The sequence below is a fragment of the Enterococcus sp. FSL R5-0957 genome, assembly GCF_038008005.1.
Lineage (GTDB): Bacteria > Bacillota > Bacilli > Lactobacillales > Enterococcaceae > Enterococcus_B > Enterococcus_B faecium.
Genome location: NZ_JBBOYG010000001.1, coordinates 1,743,658 through 1,761,521, shown reverse-complemented (window position 1 = coordinate 1,761,521; position 17,864 = coordinate 1,743,658). Strand labels below are relative to the sequence as shown.

Annotated in this window: 15 protein-coding genes; 11 read left to right on the top strand and 4 right to left on the bottom strand. The window is 37.5% G+C overall.

Annotated features, from left to right (window positions below):
• Positions 1-106 precede the first annotated feature (106 nt).
• The 4 genes from MKX69_RS08520 (at position 107) to MKX69_RS08505 (ending at position 5,750) form a co-directional block, all read left to right on the top strand.
• A complete protein-coding gene (locus MKX69_RS08520) occupies positions 107-1,066 on the top strand; it encodes an IS30 family transposase (RefSeq protein WP_002330482.1) in 960 nt (319 codons plus the stop codon).
• 80 nt (positions 1,067-1,146) lie between these two features.
• Positions 1,147-2,265 (top strand): AI-2E family transporter, encoded by a 1,119-nt coding sequence (locus MKX69_RS08515; RefSeq protein WP_002290821.1) that lies wholly within the window; start codon positions 1,147-1,149, stop codon positions 2,263-2,265.
• Positions 2,266-2,392: 127 nt separating this feature from the next.
• Positions 2,393-3,769, top strand: coding sequence for a hemolysin family protein (locus MKX69_RS08510; protein WP_002290822.1), 1,377 nt, complete (start codon positions 2,393-2,395; stop codon positions 3,767-3,769).
• Between the two features lie 400 nt (positions 3,770-4,169).
• Positions 4,170-5,750, top strand: coding sequence for a peptide chain release factor 3 (locus tag MKX69_RS08505; RefSeq protein ID WP_002298237.1), 1,581 nt, complete (start codon positions 4,170-4,172; stop codon positions 5,748-5,750).
• A 203-nt stretch (positions 5,751-5,953) separates the two neighbouring features.
• Here the strand turns inward: MKX69_RS08505 and MKX69_RS08500 are convergent, their stop codons facing one another.
• Entirely contained in the window at positions 5,954-7,246 is a 1,293-nt protein-coding gene (locus tag MKX69_RS08500; RefSeq protein ID WP_000122610.1) for an ISL3-like element IS1251 family transposase, read from the bottom strand.
• Positions 7,247-7,454: 208 nt separating this feature from the next.
• Here MKX69_RS08500 and MKX69_RS08495 point away from each other — a divergent pair, with 208 nt between their 5' ends.
• Positions 7,455-7,679 carry a hypothetical protein gene (locus MKX69_RS08495; protein WP_002287661.1) on the top strand — a complete coding sequence of 75 codons (225 nt, stop codon included), beginning with the start codon at positions 7,455-7,457 and terminating at the stop codon, positions 7,677-7,679.
• 204 nt (positions 7,680-7,883) lie between these two features.
• Here the strand turns inward: MKX69_RS08495 and MKX69_RS08490 are convergent, their stop codons facing one another.
• A complete protein-coding gene (locus MKX69_RS08490; RefSeq protein WP_002339655.1) occupies positions 7,884-8,204 on the bottom strand; it encodes a DUF1827 family protein in 321 nt (106 codons plus the stop codon).
• 147 nt (positions 8,205-8,351) lie between these two features.
• A complete protein-coding gene (locus tag MKX69_RS08485) occupies positions 8,352-10,586 on the bottom strand; it encodes an ATP-dependent Clp protease ATP-binding subunit (RefSeq protein ID WP_025479629.1) in 2,235 nt (744 codons plus the stop codon).
• A gap of 478 nt (positions 10,587-11,064) precedes the next feature.
• On the opposite strand from MKX69_RS08485, the gene MKX69_RS08480 reads away from it, so the two are divergent.
• The 6 genes from MKX69_RS08480 to MKX69_RS08455 all read left to right on the top strand — a co-directional run bounded on the left by MKX69_RS08480 (position 11,065) and on the right by MKX69_RS08455 (position 16,800).
• Positions 11,065-11,331 carry a phosphocarrier protein HPr gene (locus MKX69_RS08480; RefSeq protein ID WP_002287602.1) on the top strand — a complete coding sequence of 89 codons (267 nt, stop codon included), beginning with the start codon at positions 11,065-11,067 and terminating at the stop codon, positions 11,329-11,331.
• Positions 11,331-13,058 carry a phosphoenolpyruvate--protein phosphotransferase gene (gene ptsP / locus MKX69_RS08475; protein WP_002339657.1) on the top strand — a complete coding sequence of 576 codons (1,728 nt, stop codon included), beginning with the start codon at positions 11,331-11,333 and terminating at the stop codon, positions 13,056-13,058. The genes MKX69_RS08480 and ptsP overlap by 1 nt, the downstream gene beginning before the upstream one ends.
• Positions 13,059-13,221: 163 nt before the next feature.
• Positions 13,222-14,268: a glycosyltransferase family 4 protein gene (locus MKX69_RS08470; RefSeq protein ID WP_002323526.1), complete on the top strand. Its 1,047-nt coding sequence runs from the start codon at positions 13,222-13,224 to the stop codon at positions 14,266-14,268.
• Positions 14,269-14,284: 16 nt separating this feature from the next.
• Positions 14,285-15,508 (top strand): glycosyltransferase family 4 protein, encoded by a 1,224-nt coding sequence (locus MKX69_RS08465; RefSeq protein WP_002287605.1) that lies wholly within the window; start codon positions 14,285-14,287, stop codon positions 15,506-15,508.
• 88 nt (positions 15,509-15,596) lie between these two features.
• Entirely contained in the window at positions 15,597-16,484 is an 888-nt protein-coding gene (locus MKX69_RS08460) for an NAD(P)-dependent oxidoreductase (protein WP_002339659.1), read from the top strand.
• Positions 16,485-16,569: 85 nt separating this feature from the next.
• Entirely contained in the window at positions 16,570-16,800 is a 231-nt protein-coding gene (locus MKX69_RS08455) for a YkuJ family protein (RefSeq protein WP_002287607.1), read from the top strand.
• 56 nt (positions 16,801-16,856) lie between these two features.
• Here the strand turns inward: MKX69_RS08455 and MKX69_RS08450 are convergent, their stop codons facing one another.
• Complete coding sequence (locus tag MKX69_RS08450; protein WP_258430284.1) at positions 16,857-17,822, bottom strand: GIY-YIG nuclease family protein; 966 nt, start codon at positions 17,820-17,822, stop codon at positions 16,857-16,859.
• Positions 17,823-17,864: the final 42 nt, after the last annotated feature.

Here is a 17,864-nt window from a genome sequence, read left to right as displayed (position 1 = left end):
CAAGTTTTCAAAACGCCGATTGTAAAATTAAGCTAGACAACTAAAAAAGCCATTTGTGCTACACTCAAAATAGTTCTGACCAAAGAATTATAAGGAGTGAGTACAAATGACCTATACCCATCTTACAACGGATGAACTTGTAATGATAGAGTCTTATTTCAAAATAAATCAATCTGTTGCGAAAACTGCGCATTGCTTGAATCGTTCAAGACAAACGATCCATAAAGTATACCTATTCTTCAAGCAAGGAAAATCAGCCTTAGAATACTATCAACAGTATAAGAAAAACAAATCAAACTGTGGTAGACGCCCGCTTGTTTTACCCGAGGAACAATCAGAATATATTCAAAGAAAGGTTGTTCAAGGATGGACACCCGATGTGATTGTTGGTCGTGCAGCGTTTCCTATTCGTTGTTCTGCTCGTACCATTTATCGTATGTTCAAAAAGGGGCTATTTAATCCTTCTGACTTACCGATGAAAGGCAAGCGTAAACCGAATGGACATCAAGAAAGGCGTGGAAAACAAGCTTTCCGCCGCTCTATTCATGAACGTGAAAAAGATTATAGCCAATTCTCAAATGAGTTTGGTCACCTTGAAGGTGACACTATCGTAGGTCTGAAACATAAAAGTGCTGTAATTACCTTAGTTGAACGATTATCAAAAGTTATCATTACATTGAAACCGTGTGGTAGACAAGCGATTGATATTGAAAAAAAATTAAATCATTGGTTTGAATCTGTACCGAAAAATCTATTCAAATCCATCACTTTTGATTGTGGAAAGGAATTTTCAAATTGGAAACAAATCAGTAATGCCAATGATATTGCCATTTATTTCGCTGATCCAGGAACACCGTCTCAAAGAGGCCTAAACGAGAATTCTAACGGATTGTTACGTAGAGATGGTTTATTGAAATCTATGGATTTCAATTCAGTAGATGAATCTTTTATTCAATCTGTCACATCTAAACGAAATAATATTCCTAGAAAATCACTGGATTATCGAACACCTTTGGAAGTATTTTTGAGTTACGTAAGTATTGATGATTTGTCTAACTTAATTTGACAATTAAGAAAAATAAAAAAGAATAAAAGAATTTTTAACGAATATAATATATACTAGTAAGAAAGAAAGGAGGAAATCTATTGTTTGAAAAACTTAGACAGTCTAAACTAATGTTTTGGTCGCTTGAATTATTGATCATAGCTGCATTGATCATGATTTCATCAGAAATAAACTTTATTTTCGAACCGATCGGGACATTTTTTTCCACGTTATTTGCACCTGTACTGATTGCAGGCTTTCTTTACTATTTATTGAATCCTATTGTCAAGCTGTTGATGAAAGCAAAAATCAAAAGAATATGGGCTGTCGCAATTGTGCTGCTCCTTTTAGTTGCAGCAATTATTTGGATTTTACTTAGTGTCATCCCAAGTCTAGTACAGCAAATTTCCTCATTGGCATCTAATATGCCTGATTTCATCAAACAGGTAGAAAGCTGGTTAAAAGAGGTAGCCGAATTGCCTTTGTTCAAGGAAGTAGATATCAATAAATATTTTGAGCAATTAGACATTTCTTACGGGACAATCATTCAGCAATTCCTTAGTGGAGTATCCAATAGTTTAGGTTCGATCGTTGGAACGATCGCTTCGGCAACCGTAGTAATCATTACAGCACCATTCATCTTGTTCTATATGTTGAAAGACGGAGAAAAACTAGTGCCAAACATCCAACAGTTTTTCCCAGAAAAAAGAAGAAACCAAATTGTGGAGTTATTGGGGCAACTGAATAAAACATTGGCTAATTACATTAGCGGACAAGCAATCGAATGTTTATTCGTTGGTACCTTCACATTTTTAGGATATATGGTAATTGGTGTGGATTATGCTTTCTTATTTGGGGTCATTGCGGGATTGACAAACCTAATTCCATATTTAGGACCTTATCTAGGACTAGCACCTGCATTTCTAGTAACAGTCTTCAATGATCCGGTAAAAGCATTACTTTGTTGTGTGGTTGTGCTAATCGTCCAACAGTTGGATGGGAATATCATTTATCCTAATGTAATTGGGAAATCACTGAAAATCCATCCATTAACGATCATTATCGTTCTTCTAGTAGCTGGAAATATTGCCGGATTGCTTGGTATCTTCTTAGGTGTTCCTTTTTACGCAATCTGCAAGACGATCATTTCCTATATAATCAAAATCGTCAAAGAAGACAAGCAAAATGAAAACAAGAAGAAAATTGCTACGACCTCGTAGGTAGTTTTAGTACACTTGTTTTTATTGCAAAGAAAATTGCTTTGTGATACCATTTTAACGTGGCTATAGTGCCACGTTTTTTTCTATCGTAAACTAAAAATTAATTTTATAAGGAGAGAATGCGATTATGAATGCTGACCCTGAGAGTCAGTCGCTGTTAGCGCAGATTTTATTATTGATCGTTTTGACATTGATCAATGCTTTTTTAGCAGCTTCCGAAATTGCTGTTGTTTCGATCAATAAGAATCGAATCGAGCAAAAAGCTGATGAAGGAGATGTGAAATCTCAAAAGCTTTTAAAAATATTGCAGAATCCAAATAATTTCCTATCGACAATCCAAGTAGGAATCACTTTGGTCAACATTTTGTCTGGTGCTTCACTAGCTAATACTTTATCGGAACGGTTAGCTCCGGTATTAGGTGGCGGCACAGCGGCAAAAAATATTGCAAATATCATTGTGCTGGCTATTTTGACCTATGTATCGATTGTTTTTGGAGAATTGTACCCTAAACGTATTGCTTTAAATAAATCAGAAGAAGTCGCAAAGTTCACTTCAGGGCTGATACGCTTGATTGGTGTAGTAGCTAAGCCCTTCGTCTGGCTGCTTTCTGCTTCCACAAGTTTATTGGCGCGTATCACGCCGATGACTTTTGATGATGAAGATTCAAAAATGACCAGAGATGAAATGCGTTATATGCTTGAAAACGAAGGCGTATTGAATAATGAAGAATTAGAAATGCTCCAAGGGGTTTTTTCTCTTGATACGAAAGTTGCCCGAGAAGTCATGGTCCCACGAACGGATGCATTTATGATTGATATCAACGACACTGTGGAAGAAAATGTGAATAAAGTTTTATCCGAAAACTATTCAAGAATCCCTGTTTATAACGAAGACAAAGATAAAGTAGTCGGAATCCTTCATACAAAGAATTTACTAAAAGCTGCCCATAAATTCGGCTTTGATAATTTAGATATCAAGAAAATCATGCAGGAGCCTTTATTTGTTCCTGAAACGGTCTTTATTGATGATCTGTTATATGAAATGAAAAAGACGCAGAATCAGATGGCTATTTTATTAGATGAATATGGCGGCGTCGTTGGGTTAGCAACACTAGAAGACCTTTTAGAAGAAATCGTCGGAGAAATCGATGATGAATCAGATGAAGTTGAGAATCTTTATGAAAAAATCGATGAACACGAATATATCATCCAAGGACGTATGCTGATTGATGAGTTCAATGAAGCTTTTGACAGCGATCTGCATATGAGTGATGTAGATACGATGGCTGGTTATTTGATTACAGCATTAGGCATGATTCCGGATGAAGGCGAAAAGTTATCGTTTGATGTCGATAATATTACGCTGGTTTCTGAAGAAATGGAAGGTTCTCGAATCCTTAAAATCCGTGTCATTTTTCATGATCCGGAAGAAACAGAAGCGGAACCTGAAGAAGAACGAAGATACTTCAGAAAAGAATTCGAAGATGACGAGCCAAGAAGATAATTGGAAACTTGGTTATGAAAGATGTGTTGCTTGAATAAACAAGCAACACGTCTTTTCTTTTAGTCAGCTGACAAAAAAATATTTGACTCTTATGGTTTGGTGGCTTTTTCATTCGCTGAATCCATGCTATACTGATTCAGTTGTAGTAGTTGACAAAGGTTGTGAAAAAGCTATCCTGCATTAAGTAATAAGAGCAGCCAAGCAAAAACAGCTTTTCGTATTTTTGGCTTGGGTGGGCTTATTGCTGATAGGCTGTCTCTAGAACGCCGTTTACTCGGAAAAAGAGACTGCTACACGGCTTTTGTCACAGCCCTATATGAAATTGTCTTTCTTTAAGAGATCGGACAATCTGTGCCTAGAGAAAATATAAATAATTGAATGGAAGAAATGGAGTTAGGTTATGAATAATCCAGAATTAAAGCAACAAGTGGACAATCGCAGAACTTTTGCGATCATTTCCCATCCGGATGCTGGGAAAACAACGATTACAGAACAATTACTATTGTTTGGTGGGGCTATCCGTCAAGCCGGGACCGTAAAAGGCAAAAAAACAGGTAATTTTGCCAAATCAGACTGGATGGAAATCGAGAAACAACGTGGGATTTCTGTTACTAGTTCTGTTATGCAGTTTGATTATCAAGGGAAACGAGTAAATATCTTGGATACACCAGGACATGAAGATTTTTCTGAAGATACTTATCGTACTTTGATGGCCGTGGATAGTGCGGTCATGGTAATCGATAGTGCAAAAGGGATCGAAGCACAGACAAAGAAATTATTCCAAGTTGTAAAAAAACGTGGCATCCCGATATTTACTTTTATCAACAAACTAGATCGTGATGGTCGTGAACCATTGGAATTGTTAGAAGAATTAGAAGAGCTATTAGATATCGAATCTTATCCGATGAATTGGCCAATCGGTATGGGTAAAGGGCTAGAAGGTCTTTATGATATCTACCATAATCGTGTAGAGTTTTATCGTCCGGAAAATTATCAGGATGAACGATTAGTAGAATTGGATGAAGATGGACTGCTTCCCGAAAATCATCCTCTAACTGAAAATTCCTTATATGAACAAGTCTTAGAAGAAGTAGAACTAATCAAAGAGGCTGGAGATGCATTTAATCAAGAAAAAATTGCTCGTGGCGATCAGACACCAGTATTTTTTGGTTCTGCATTGACTAACTTCGGTGTACAGACTTTTTTAGAGACTTTCGTTGAATTGGCACCAGCTCCTTATGGACACAAAACACAAGATGATCAGATGGTAAGTCCTTATGAGGAAGAATTTTCAGGTTTCGTATTCAAGATCCAAGCAAATATGAATCCAGCCCATCGTGACCGAATCGCTTTTGTCCGAATCTGTTCTGGAACATTCGAACGAGGAATGGATGTCTGGTTGGAACGTACAAATAAAAAACTGAAATTAAGCAATGTCACACAATTTATGGCAGATTCGAGAGAAAACGTCGAAAAAGCAGTAGCAGGCGATATCATCGGTGTATATGATACAGGTAATTATCAGATTGGGGATACATTGTTCGAAGGAAAACTAAAAGTTGCTTATGAAGAACTCCCTTCATTTACTCCAGAGCTGTTTATGAAAGTGACTGCAAAAAATGTCATGAAACAAAAATCCTTCCACAAAGGAATCTATCAATTAGTTCAAGAAGGAGCGATTCAGCTTTATAAAACATATCTAACGGAAGAATATATCATTGGAGCTGTTGGTCAGCTACAATTTGAAGTATTCCAATATCGTATGTTAAATGAGTATAACGCCGAAGTAATCATGTCTCCAATGGGACACAAAATCGCTCGCTGGATCGATCCAGAAGATTTGGATGAGAAGATGAGTTCAAGTCGCAATATCTTGGCTCGTGACCGTTTCGACCAACCATTGTTCTTATTCGAGAACCAATTTGCAGAACGCTGGTTTGCGGATAAATATCCTAATGTAAAATTAAAAAGTCTGATGTAAAGAAGTATTGACACAAGCTGCCCTGCATCAAGTAATAAGAATAGCCAAACAAAAACAGCCTCTCATATTTTGTTTAGAGCCGTGACGGATTTTCCGTGACGGCTCTTTTTACTATATTAAAATGGCTCTTTGTCAAATGATGTTGGTAAAGAGAAATCTTAGAATAATTGGAGATCAAGTGGATCAGTTCCTCTTGATCTTTTTTAGTTGAAAATCAATGCGTTGCCATGACGAATCATGATGCGCAATTTGAAATTATAAAAGCTACGAAAGCCATATGCATTTCGTTTTAACACTTTGATATGGTTGTTCAGACATTCAAGTGGGCCATTTGAATAACTTTGTTGTAAAGCATTTTTGATTTGTGGCAGAAATTTCTGGAACGTTCTCAAGGTCGTCTGATAGCCTTCGGGAAGCATGATATTATTGGTAAGTAGTTCTTCAAACGATACGTAGTCTCGTTCCTTTACAGCGTAAAGAAAGTCTTGATATAACTGATAGCCTACACGCAAAGCAGGGCTCCCTTTCAGTAAGCGATCCACAATATCGGTCTCTGTTAAATGAGCTTTGAAGCCAGGTCGCCAAAGGCGTCGAGTATAATCAAGCTTGCGTTCATCTTTTTGAAGAAGTTTCCAGTATCTTTTTAATTGCTTACCTAATTGATAGTGTTTTTGTTCTTTGCTTTTTAATAGTTGGTTCGTTTCTTTGATTCGATGATTGCGAAAGGTACGACCAATATGTTGGACGATGTGAAACCGGTCAATAATCAGCTGTGCTTTTGGAAACAGCTTTTTAACGAGCGATACATAAGGAGCGTACATATCAATCACGATCCATTCGACCGCTTCACGAATTTCTCGTGAAAAATGACTAAAATAACGTTTTAAAAAAGGCAGTTGTCGGTTCTCGACAATGTCCAATAAGCGCTGTGTTTGTCCATCCATCATGATGAAACTCATAGCACCTGAAACACCCCGAACTGATTTGAATTCATCAAAACAAAGTACCTTAGGTAACGGTGTCCGAAAAGGATTCAACGGACGATAAAATCGCTTCATAATACGGTAAACAGAAGAGACCGATAGATTTTTCTGAGCGGCGATCTCTGTCATTGAGGTATTTTTTTTCAGACGAGTCACGACAGACCAGCGGACTTTCTCACTGATGAAACAGTGTTTTTTCGCAACAGAAGTATCTGCGACAAAGGTCCGCTGACAAGCTTTGCATTTGAAGCGTTGCTTTTTCAATTCGAGGTAGGTACGGTATTCAGAAACATCGTTCATTAACAACCGGACGGTTGTTGTACCCCAACGCACAATATCTGAAGCAATCTGGTGTTTACAGTGGATGCATTCTTGGGCTGTATAAATCAAGTTTCCACGATAAATATGACAGATTTGCCCTTTGTATTTTTCTTTTGTGAGACAATTTTCGTTAAAAGTAACTGATAAGTCTAGAATATCTAATGTTTCTTTGATAAGGTGAGTGTAAGACATCTTGATTCCTCCTTTTGGGTTGGTTCGCCAAATTAATTCTAAAGGATTTCAAGGTGTCTTTTCTATATGTTTTGGAAAATAAAAAAGATGCTGGTGTCATCCACCAACATCAAAAAGTATAGAGCCATTAAAATCATAGAAATGTCTAATCAAAAAAATATAAAAATTATTTTGCGTACATATGATTAAAGAAAGGAGAGTGTGACACATGGAAACAGAATGGCAAAGACGTGAAAGAAAAAAACAGAAAAAAGAAGAGATGTTACGATTATGTCGATTATTAGATGTAAAAGACTGGGACAAAAACGAGCAAATTGCACAAAAAGTACGATCAATCATCCATAAAGAGGAAAAAGTTAAAAATAAAGACACGCGTAGAACTGAAAATGAAAAGAGAAAAGTACAAAAGAAAAGAGAAAAATCAAAAAGCTAGAAAGAAAAAGAGGCTGAGACAGAAGCGTTTAACTCCAAGAAATAAGCTGGAATTCACAAAAATTTGAAAAGCAATTTTCGTGAATTTCAGCTTATTTCCGAAGGAGTTGCTTCTGCTTCCGCCGTTTATACGTGTTTAGAGCGTGAGACAAAAGTGTTCTTTACTTTTGTCCCACGCTCTTTAATTATTATGTTCAAAATTTGTTTACACGGCTAATGTAGCGCCTAATTCATGTTTTGGAATCGAGATTTCAACAAGGCCTGCCAATTCGATTACTTTGATTTCATCCTCGTGGTAAACGGCGTCTTTGATTTTATCTAAGAAATAATTTTTAGCATCTTCGATTTCTTTCGGCTGGATTTTACGTTTGTCATTGATCAGCAGAATTTCATTATGTTCAGGGGCTTCAGTGTAGACAATAGTGGTATTTCCGGCTGTGTAGACCTCGACTAGATGGGCATCAGTGTTTTCAAGCTGGTTTAATACAAGACGGGAATGGCTGTTTGTTACATTTACCAATTTCATGGCCCTCACCTCTTTTATGTATTTTTAATTGCTTGTTTCTCTTATTATAATTTCTTTTTTATAAAATGAACAGTATTTTGACTTTTCTGAAAAAAGAATGAGACGGCATTTCTCAAAGAAATACCGTCTCACGCTATAAAACTGGATTTATTCAGCCGTTTCTTCGGCTGATTCTTTTGCCAAACGTTCTGGTTTAGAAGTAACGATGATTTTTCCATCTTTATCCAGTTTTGCTTTCAACTCATGGATAGAAGGGTGATCAAGATAAAATTCAGCGATACCATCTTCGATTTGTTCTTGGATTGTGCGTCGAAGAGGACGAGCACCCATAGATGGATCATAGCCTAAGTCAACTAATTTTTCTTTGACATTCGTAGGAACTTCGATGTGAAGTTGCTGTGCTGCCAGCATTTGGTTGACATCGTCTAGCATTAGTGTGACGATTGTCATCAAGTTTTCTTTTGATAATGCACTGAATTCGATGATCCCGTCAAAACGGTTCAGAAATTCTGGTGTAAAGTAGTTGTTTAATTGGTTCAATACAGAACGAGTAACACCTTCGCGTGCCGCACCAAAACCAACGTTTGCTTCTACTTTACCAGTTCCGGCATTACTTGTCATAATGATGATCGTATCTTTAAAGCTGACCGTTCTTCCTTGTGCATCTGTCAATCGACCATCATCTAAGATTTGCAAGAACATATGCAAAACATCTGGATGAGCTTTTTCTACTTCATCTAACAAGACAAGACTGTAAGGATTTCTCCGTACTTTTTCTGTTAATTGACCAGCTTCTTCGTATCCGACATAACCTGGAGGAGAACCAATCAATTTAGAGACACTATGTTTTTCCATATATTCAGACATATCGAAACGAATCATTGAATCTTGTGAACCGAATAGTTCGTAGGCAAGTTGTTTCGCAAGCTCTGTTTTACCTACACCAGTTGGTCCAACAAATAAGAAGGAGCCGATTGGACGATTCTGTTTGTTTAATCCAACACGGTTTCGGCGAATCGCTTTCGCTACTCGATCTACAGCGTTATCTTGTCCGATGACATGAGCTTTCAAGTCATCTGCTAAATTTTTCAGTTGTGTCTGTTCTTTTTCTTTTAATTCACCCACTGGAATACCTGTCCGTTGTTCAACGATTCTTTCCATATCTTTTTCGGTAATCACAGGTGTTTCCTCTTCAGTGAGCTGACGTTCTTTCATTTTTTGAAGTTTATTGATCTGATCGCGATAATAAGCTGCTTTTTCGAAATCTTCTTCTCGAGAAGCTAAAACTTTTTGTTCTTCTGCTTCTTGCAGTTTTTTCTCGATTGTTTTAGGATCAACGATTTGGATCGTCAAGTTTTTCTTAGAACCTGTTTCATCTAGCAAATCGATGGCTTTATCCGGCAAGAAGCGATCTTGGACGTAACGATTGGATAAAGTTGCGGCTGCTTCGATGGCCTCATCAGTATATTTTACATGATGATAGTCTTCATAACGTTTTTGCAAACCTTTCAAAATACTGATCGTTTCTTCGACAGTTGGTTCATCTACCCGTACAGGTTGCATACGACGTTCTAAAGCAGCGTCTTTTTCGATGATGCGGTACTCATTTAAGGTAGTAGCACCAACCATTTGTAATTCTCCTCGAGCTAAAGCTGGTTTTAAAATATTACCAGCATCCATATTTCCATCACCAGCAGAACCAGCACCGACGATTTCGTGAACTTCATCTATGAATAGGATCACATTTTCTGCTTGACGGATCTCTTCAATCAATTTTTGCATACGTTCTTCAAATTGTCCTCGTATACCAGTACCTTGGACTAAAGATACGACATCTAAACGAATGACTTCTTTGTCCATTAATTTTTGCGGTACATCACCATCTACGATTTTTTGTGCTAAACCTTCAACAACTGCTGTTTTACCAACACCTGGTTCTCCAATCAAGACAGGATTGTTCTTGGTTCGGCGATTTAAAATTTCAATGACTCGTTTGATTTCGTCATCGCGTCCGATCACAGGATCGATATCACCTTGTCGTGCTTGTTCTGTGATATTGATTCCGTATTCTCCCAATAAACCTTCTGTATTGCCTTGAGGTGGCTGACCACCATTGAAGTTGTTGTTTCCGCCAAATTGTGTTGGTGGTGTTTGCTCATAATTTCCTTGCTGTTGCATTTGGCGAGACATGGAACGGAAAAGATCGTCCAAACTGCCAAATCCAAATGGATCATTTTGGGCCATATTAGTCAGACCTCCATTTTGTTGATTTTTGATTTTTTGATAACAGCTCTGACAGTAATCGAGTTGTGTCCGCTGACCATTGACAGTGGCATACAAGTGAATCGTTGCCTCATTCTTGCCGCAGTTTTGACAAAGCATGAATCATTCACGTCCTTTCACAAAAATGGGTACATCCATATTTTACATCTCGTTTTTCATGAGGTAAAAGAATAACCCCTAGTTTTTTAAGAGATTTATGAGGTAGAAAAGGTGAAATCTCTATTGACCATTCCTGACCTTTGACTCTTATTATACTAAAAATAAAAAGGGAAGCAAGTAATTCGTTTCATATGAAAACAAAGAGGGTCAAAGGAAAGAATGATAAACGTCAGGAGAAGAGAAAGCGACAAGAAAAAGAAAATAAACACGTTTGTTATAAAATGTGAAGAAAAGGATGAAAAAGAATCCGGAATAATTTGAATACTTTTATCTGAAATTGAATGAAAACTGTTGTATCTAACGAAAAAAAATGTTAATCTTTACAGATGAAAGGGTGGCATTTGTTAGGATTCTCTGAATTACTAAAAAAGAAAACCCTCACATAAAAACAACACTCACTTAAAGGAGACCGATTAATATGGAAAAGAAAGAATTTCACGTAGTAGCAGAAACTGGGATCCACGCTCGTCCAGCTACACTATTAGTACAAACAGCAAGCAAATTTAACTCTGATGTAAACTTAGAGTATAAAGGTAAATCAGTAAACTTGAAATCAATCATGGGCGTTATGTCTTTAGGTGTAGGTCAAGGTTCTGATGTTACTATTACTGCAGAAGGTGCTGACGAAGCTGATGCAATGGCAGCAATCGTTGAAACAATGAAGAAAGAAGGCTTATCTGAATAATGGTTGAAATGCTAAAAGGGATTGCCGCTAGTGACGGTGTAGCCGTTGCAAAAGCTTACCTGCTAGTTCAACCGGATTTAACATTCAGTAAGGCAACAGTAGAAGATACTGCGGCTGAAGAAGCTCGTTTGGATGCTGCATTAGCTAAATCTACTGAAGAATTGCAGCAAATTCGTGAAAAAGCAGCGCAAAGCTTAGGTGAAGTAGAAGCGCGAGTATTTGATGCCCATTTGATGGTTCTTTCAGATCCAGAAATGGTAGGTCAAATCAAGCAAAATATTAAAGACAACAGCGTAAATGCTGAATCAGCGCTAAAAGAAGTAACGGATATGTATATCGGTATGTTCGAAGCAATGGAAGATAATGCTTATATGCAAGAGCGTGCTGCAGATATTCGTGACGTTGCTAAACGTATTTTAGCGCACTTATTAGGCGTTACTTTACCAAATCCATCAATGATCAACGAAGAAGTGGTCGTTGTTGCACATGACTTGACTCCAAGTGATACAGCACAATTAGATCGCAATTTTGTAAAAGCGTTTGTAACAGACATTGGTGGACGTACTTCACATTCTGCTATCATGGCACGTTCTTTAGAAATTCCAGCAATCGTTGGGACAAAAGAAATTACTGCTAAAGTCAAAGAAGGCGATATTTTGGCTGTCAACGGGATCGAAGGCGATGTAATCATCAATCCTACAGATGAACAAAAAGCTGAATTTGAAAAAGCAGGTGCAGATTACGCAGCACAAAAAGCAGAATGGGAAAAACTAAAAAATGCAGAAACTGTCACAGCTGACGGCAAGCATTTTGAATTAGCTGCAAACATCGGAACACCAAAAGATCTAGTTGGTGTCCATAATAATGGTGGAGAAGCAGTTGGTCTGTACCGTACTGAATTCCTGTATATGGATTCTCCAGACTTCCCAACAGAAGATGACCAATATGAAGCTTACAAAGCTGTATTAGAAGGTATGGAAGGAAAACCTGTAGTTGTTCGTACAATGGACATCGGTGGAGATAAAGAACTACCATATCTGCAATTACCTCATGAAATGAATCCATTCTTAGGATATCGTGCATTGCGTATCAGTTTATCTGAACAAGGCGACGAAATGTTCCGTACACAAATGCGTGCATTGCTTCGTGCATCTGTTCATGGTAATTTACGTATCATGTTCCCTATGGTAGCTACACTCAAAGAATTCCGCGCAGCAAAAGCGATCTTTGAAGAAGAAAAACAAAAATTGATCAGTGAAGGCAAGGAAGTATCTGATACGATCCAAGTCGGCATCATGATCGAGATTCCAGCAGCAGCAGTCTTAGCAGACAAGTTTGCAAAAGAAGTAGATTTCTTCTCTGTAGGTACGAACGATTTGATTCAATACACAATGGCAGCAGACCGTATGAACGAACGCGTTTCTTACTTGTACCAACCATATAACCCATCAATTTTACGTTTGATCAAAAATGTAATTGATGCAGCACACGCTGAAGGAAAATGGGCAGGTATGTGTGGAGAAATGGCTGGAGATCAAACAGCTGTTCCATTGTTAGTAGGTATGGGTCTAGATGAGTTCTCAATGAGTGCGACATCTATTCTTAAAACGCGTAGTTTAATGAAACGCTTGGACACAGCGAAAATGGCTGAACTTGCTGATCGTGCATTGAAAGAATGCGATACGATGGAAGAAGTCGTTGAACTTGTTCATGAATATGTAAAATAAACAACGTATCAAAAGCTGGTGTGGCTTGTAAAAGAGCTACGCCAGTTTTTTTGTTCTTTTTTAAGAAAACGTTTTTGTCAGTAAGAATAGACAAAAATAGGGCTTAAGTTTGAGTGACAGTTTGTAGGCTATGTTATACTATATAAGTGAAGGGGGACGTAAGGTGAAGGTATTATTATATTTTGAAAGTGAAAAGATGCTTGCAAAATCTGGAATCGGGCGTGCGCTTGATCATCAAAAACGTGCTCTGACAGAAGTCGGTATCTCTTATACACTAGATGAAAAAGAAGATTATGACATCCTGCACATCAATACATACGGAATCAATAGTCATAATATGGTCAATAAAGCCAGAAGAGAAGGAAAAAAAGTTGTCTATCATGCGCATTCTACAGAGGAAGATTTCCGAAATTCCTTTATCGGATCGAACCAGCTTTCTCCTATCGTAAAAAAATATCTGGTAGGATTGTACCAAAAAGCGGACTATCTGATCACGCCAACACCTTATTCAAAACAGTTGTTAGAAAGCTATGGTATCCGTGTGCCGATTCAAGCTATTTCCAATGGGATCGACTTAGAGAAATATCGCCCTGATCCAATGAAAGAACAAAAGTTCAGAGAATATTTCAAACTGTCTCCGGATCAAAAAGTAATCATTTGTGTCGGTTTGTTTTTCGAACGTAAAGGAATCATTGATTTCGTAGAAATTGCTAAGAAGATGCCCGAATACACATTTATTTGGTTTGGTCATGTTCCCATGTACTCGATTCCTCGGAACATCCGGAAAATTGTAAAAGAAGATCATCCTGAAAATGTCCTGTTTCCTGGTTACATTCGTGGAGAGATCATAGAAGGCGCGTATTCAGGTGCAGATCTATTCTTTTTCCCTTCTTATGAAGAGACAGAAGGGATCGTTGTTTTAGAAGCTTTAGCAAGCAAACAAAACGTACTTGTTCGAGATATTCCAGTGTATAATGGCTGGTTAGAAGATAGCAAGAACTGCTATATGGGGAAGACAAACGAAGAATTTATCCGACTGATCCAACAGATTACCAATCAAGAACTACCGAGTACGACACAAGCCGGTTATCAAACAGCAAAAGAGCGAAGTATCAATAAAATCGGTGAAGAACTTAAAAATGTATACGAAAGTGTACTGAATGAAAAAGTCTCTAGCAAATTAAAAAAAGTAAATCAGGTCAAGGACTAGTTTGGAGGCGAAAAACATGAAAATCGGCTTTTTTACCGATACCTACTTTCCGCAAGTCAGCGGAGTTGCTACATCGATCAAAACATTAAAACAAGAATTAGAAAGACATGGGCATGAAGTCTATATTTTTACAACGACCGATCCTAATGCGGATAAGTTGGAAAAAGATGTGATTCGAATGCCAAGTGTACCATTTATTTCTTTCAAGGATCGAAGAGTTGTTGTTAGAGGCATGTGGTATGCTTATTTGGTTGCCAAAGAACTAGAACTAGATCTTATTCATACCCATACAGAATTCGGAGCAGGGATACTTGGGAAGATGGTAGCTAAGAAGTTGAAAATACCTCTGATCCATACTTACCATACGATGTATGAAGATTACCTTCATTATATTGGTAAAGGAAAAGTGATCAGGCAATCCCATGTAAAATACTTGTCTAGATTATTTGCAAATCATACGACAGGTGTAGTTTGTCCAAGTGAACGTGTTATTGATACATTACGCAGCTATGGTGTAATAGCACCGCTTCGCGTGATTCCTACTGGTATCGACATTGAAAAATTCAAACGTTCTGATATCACTCAGCAGGATATCAGCAAATTAAGGGAGTCACTAGGTCTTCAGGAAAACCATTTGATGATTCTTTCTTTAAGCAGGATTTCTTATGAGAAAAATATCCAAGCCTTGATTAATGGGTTTCCTCAGGTCATCTCCGCTTATCCTAACGCCAGATTAGTTATCGTAGGAAAAGGACCTTATGTAGAAGAGTTAGAGGAATTGATCTCAGAACTGCAGTTAGAAGAATTTGTGCAGTTCACAGGAGAAGTGGACAACAATGATGTAGCACTTTATTATAAAGCGGCAGATTATTTTGTCAGTGCTTCTACTTCAGAAACACAAGGGCTTACTTATACAGAAGCGATGGCAGCCGGAACACCTTGTGTCGTGGAAGGAAATGCTTATTTGAACCGATTGTTCGATCATCCTTCATTAGGGAAAACTTTTGAAACCGACGAAGACTTTGCACCAGCACTTATTGATTATATTTCCAGTGAAGTTCCTAAAGATCCAAAAGTTTTAGAAGCTAAACTTTATGATATTTCATCTACACATTTCGGCGAAGCTATGATCGAATTTTATCAAGACATGGTTGTTTATCATGAAGAAGAGATGCGAAGAAAAGAAGAAGAAGACTCGATTGAACGAATCAAAATAAAATTAAATTCATTTAAAAGATAAAATTCAAACATTTTTTATGAAAAAATCCTTGTTTCTAGCGTATACTAGCATAGAAGCAAGGATTTTTGATTTTTAGGAGGTCGAAAAAATGAAACTTGGTTTTATCGGAACAGGCGTCATGGGAAGTGCTGTCGCACGCCATCTACTAGAAGCAGGACACGAAGTAGCTGTCTATAATCGGACAAAAGCAAAAGCTGATCCTTTAGTAACAGAAGGAGCTATCTGGGCAGATACACCAAAAGCGGTAGCAGAACAAAGTAATATTCTCTTTACAATGGTAGGTTACCCCAAAGATGTAGAAGAAATCTACTATGGACAGTTGGGGATTTTTTCTGCAGATATCTCAGGACATATTTTAGTTGACTTGACTACAAGTACACCAAGCCTGGCAGAAAAAATTGCAAAAACAGCAAAAGAAAAAGGCGCAGATGCGTTAGATGCACCGGTATCCGGTGGTGACTTAGGAGCAAAGAATGGTACACTGACGATCATGGTCGGTGGAGAAGAAGCCGTTTATGATCAAGTACTGCCTTTATTCAAAGAATTTGGTACGACATTTACATTGCATGGTTCTGCTGGGAAAGGTCAGCATACAAAAATGGCTAATCAGATCATGATTGCAGGTACGATGACAGGAATGACGGAAATGCTTGTCTATGCACAAAAAAACGGACTTGATTTAAAGAAAGTGATTGAGACGCTTTCAGGTGGAAGTGCAGCTAACTGGTCTTTAAGCAATTATTCTCCTCGTATTTTAAAAGAAGATTACACACCTGGTTTTTTTGTCAAACATTTTATCAAAGATTTAAAGATTGCATTAGAAGAAGCAGAAAAAATGGACCTTGTATTGCCAGCAACTACCCAAGCATTGAAACTATATGAAGAGTTGGCAGATAAAGGTTTTGAGAATGACGGAACCCAAGCTTTGATCAAACTTTGGTGGCCTGAAGGAAAAATACCAGAAAAAAAATCATAAAAAACGAGTTTTTTTAGAGAAAATCAATGCAAGTAGGCTATGCTTTTGATACAATATAACAGAAATAAGAAAAGGAGGACCTCCGATGACACATTCACAATTAGTCGCAATCATAAAACGACTGGAGGCTATGGTCGAGTCAGCAGATAATGAACTGCAAGTTCGCCGTTTTGAAAAAGAAGGCGTAGAGAAGTGTACAGTAACTTATGATAAAGCGACCGATACATTTGAATTAACTGAAACAGATACTCATCAGCAATACGAATTTGATAATATCGATATCGTAGCGATGGAAATCTATGACTTAATCCAATAAATTTTAGGATAATTGACATTTGAAGTTGAAGATGCCTAAAAGAAGCCGAGAAGCAACTAATTTAGTTGCTTTTCAGCTTCTTTTTTGTTTAACAGTTCAATTTCAAACTGTTCTTTTTCTAATTTTTTGCGGTAACTGATCAAGATTTGTACAGGATCGATTTCTTCTTTTGACAATTGACGTTTCAAAGATAAATGAGCTTCTTTCTTTTCATAATAGAAGTCAGGAGAAACGTCACCAGAGGCAATCATTGTTTCTGCAAGTTGACCATAACAAACGAGGTAGTGCTTTTTCTGACTCTCATCTGCTGCTAATGGCATGCTGAAGGTGAGCGATGGTGTTCTTAAAAACTGCTTTTGTTCCTGGATCCGTCTAATAAAATAAGTAACTAATTCGATATCTTTTTGAAGCATACCGGCTTTTTCGAAATTCAACTGATAGATGAAATGTTGTTGTCTTTTTTTCAAGTAAGTCAGTAGCTTTTTATTTCGGCCTTGAAACAGCCCTTGGAGTTCCTTTTTTTTCTGTTCAAAAGTCATTTCCTGTAGGTCAGGAAACTGGACTCGCAAAGCTAACAAACTAATTTCAGACAACCAAGGCATTTGATAAGTTTCTTCCATTATACGCAAAATAGACGGCATTTTTTTATAGAGACGAAAAGGCCCGTATGTTCGAGCCGTAGGAGTATCTGTTAATACAAATCCCTTATTGGTAATATGTACATAATTATAATTACTGAAATAATTCATTTGTCGGTTATAAAAAGGACGGTAATGTTGGATCAATTGACACTCGAGCAATAAAGCATCTAATTCCGTGTCTACTACGACGAAATCAAAATCTGTTATATGATAAATCATACGTAATACTTTTTTTGAATGCTGTTTATTCTGATGAAAATAGCTGCTTACTCTATTTTTGAGCCGTTTTGCTTTACCAACATAGATGACCTTACCATCTCGGTCTTTCATAAGATAGACACCCGGCAGCATGGGGAGAGTTTTCATTTTTTCTTTTAACATAGGATCTCCTTTTACGCTTTGAATAAAAAGACTATAACAAAT